The organism is Dyella sp. 01N36 (genome assembly GCF_056399745.1).
Genome location: NZ_JBFTRY010000343.1, coordinates 1 through 1,862 on the forward strand (window position 1 = coordinate 1; position 1,862 = coordinate 1,862).

The 1,862-nt window shown below is 66.0% G+C and carries 4 protein-coding genes; 2 read left to right on the plus strand and 2 right to left on the minus strand.

Features of this window, described 5'->3' with window-relative positions; all coding sequences use genetic code 11:
- Together hisG and AC1DMG_RS21905 are read right to left on the minus strand one after the other, a co-directional pair.
- On the minus strand, positions 1 to 482 hold a 482-nt coding region (hisG, locus tag AC1DMG_RS21900; RefSeq protein ID WP_477181128.1), incomplete at its 3' end, for an ATP phosphoribosyltransferase.
- Positions 479 to 814: a YerC/YecD family TrpR-related protein gene (locus AC1DMG_RS21905; protein ID WP_441603398.1), complete on the minus strand. Its 336-nt coding sequence runs from the start codon at positions 812 to 814 to the stop codon at positions 479 to 481. The genes hisG and AC1DMG_RS21905, both read right to left, overlap by 4 nt.
- A gap of 285 nt (positions 815 to 1,099) precedes the next feature.
- On the opposite strand from AC1DMG_RS21905, the gene AC1DMG_RS21910 reads away from it, so the two are divergent.
- Positions 1,100 to 1,558 (plus strand): MarR family winged helix-turn-helix transcriptional regulator, encoded by a 459-nt coding sequence (locus AC1DMG_RS21910; protein WP_441603399.1) that lies wholly within the window; start codon positions 1,100 to 1,102, stop codon positions 1,556 to 1,558.
- On the plus strand, positions 1,555 to 1,862 hold a 308-nt coding region (locus AC1DMG_RS21915; protein WP_477181129.1), incomplete at its 3' end, for an MFS transporter. The genes AC1DMG_RS21910 and AC1DMG_RS21915, both read left to right, overlap by 4 nt.

Here is a 1,862-nt window from a genome sequence, read left to right on the forward strand (position 1 = left end):
GTACCCAGGCGTGGCGCGATTTCCACCGAACCGGCCAGCGTGACCACGCCGGCATCGATGCCGCGCTCGCGCAGCCACTCGCCCAGCAGCCCCGGATACGACGTGGCGATGCGCTTGCCCTGCAACTGCGAGGCATCGCGATAATCCAGATCCTGCGGCACGGCCACCGAGAGGCGGCAACGCCCGAAACCCAGCGGCCGCCATTCGGCCAGCGCCGGACCGTCCAGGCCACCGGTGAGGCGGTATTCGCTCAGCACATTGCGGCCCACGATGCCCAGATCGCACACGCCCTGCGCGATCAGGCCGGGGATGTCGTCATCGCGCACCAGCAACAGGTCCACGGGCTCGCCTTCGCCAAAACAGAACAGCTTGTCGCGGCTCTGGYGGAAGGTGAGGCCGCAGCGGTTGAGCAATTCCAGTGCCGGTTCAGTGAGACGGCCGGATTTCTGCATCGCGATGCGCAGTCGGTCGCGCGGTTTCATGCCTTTGCCTTCTTGGTCGCTGCACGACGACGCGCCGCGCGGGCCGCCGCAGCGAGATAGCCGCCACTGCCCTGGTTGAGATAGCGCGCAACGCGTCCGATGGTGGTGATGCTCACGGCGGTGCGTTCGTGGATTTCGCGATACGACACGCCATCAAGCAGGTAGGGCACCACGCGCCAGCGGTCCACCATGACTTCGAGTTCGGCGGGGGTGCACAGGTCATGCAGGAAGGCCGACATTTCCTCGGCGTTCTTCAACGACAGCAGCGCCTCGCACAGACTCAGCTCGGCGGACTCGGCAGGTTGCTCGGGATCGATCGATCGGCGCTTCATAATGTACTAATGCGTTAATACAGTGGAACAGATGATACGTGCGTCGGACCGCCGGGGCAACCCCGCGCCGCGACGGCCACAAACAGGGCCCTGGACACCCCTCCGGCCGGCAACATCTTGCGGAAGGCCGCCGCGGTTTCGCTCGCCCGGAGCGGCTTCCGGGCCAATTGACGCCCTCTGTAGCTGACTCGGACGCAACCCTGCCCCGACCACCGCACTCGCCACCCGGCCCGATCTGCGCTAAATTAGATAGGTAGCCTATCTATCCACCCAGCCAAGCCGCCCATGAGCCAGAAGCCGTCCACCGAAGGCGATGCCCGCGAACTGGCCGAGCAGTTGCGACCGGCACTGCGCCGGCTCTTTCGCCAGCTGCGCCGCCACTCGGATCACCAGGACATCTCGCTGGTACAACTCCCCTTGCTGCTGCACGTCTTGGAGAACCCGGGCATCGGCGTGGGCGAACTGGCCCAGCTGGAAGGCCTGCGCAGCCCCACCATGACCGGGCATATCAACAGCATGGTGGCCGCCGGCCTGGTGAAGCGCACCGAGCCTGCCGACGGCGACCGGCGGCGTGTGGGCCTGGTGGCCACGGCGCATGGTCGTGCCGTGATCGAGGCCAAGCGCCGGCGCCGCACCGACCAGCTCACCAAGGCGCTGCTGCAGCTCCCGCCCTCGTCACGCGCTGCGCTTTGGGCCGCGCTTCCCGCCTTGAACGACATCGAATTGAACGACATCGACGCATGAGCACTCCCAGCGCCACTCTCGCGGCATCCACGGACACCATCCATCCCGCCACCGAGCACGAGATCCGCCGCGTCTTTGCCGGCCTGGTGATCGTGCTTGCGCTGGGCGCGATCGATCAAAGCATTGTCGCCACTGCCCTTCCCCGCATCGTGAGTGACCTGGGCGGCATGAGCCATCTGTCGTGGGTGGTCACCTCGTACATCCTCGCGTCCACGGCCACTATGCCGCTGTACGGCAAGCTGAGCGATCAATACGGCCGCAAGCCGGTGCTCTACTTCGCCATCTTCATGTTCCTGTTCGGCTC

Coding starts and splice junctions, on each gene's coding strand:
- AC1DMG_RS21905 (WP_441603398.1), bottom strand. CDS start 814: ATGAAGCGCCGATCGATCGATCCCGAGCAACCTGCCGAGTCCGCCGAG.
- AC1DMG_RS21910 (WP_441603399.1), top strand. CDS start 1,100: ATGAGCCAGAAGCCGTCCACCGAAGGCGATGCCCGCGAACTGGCCGAG.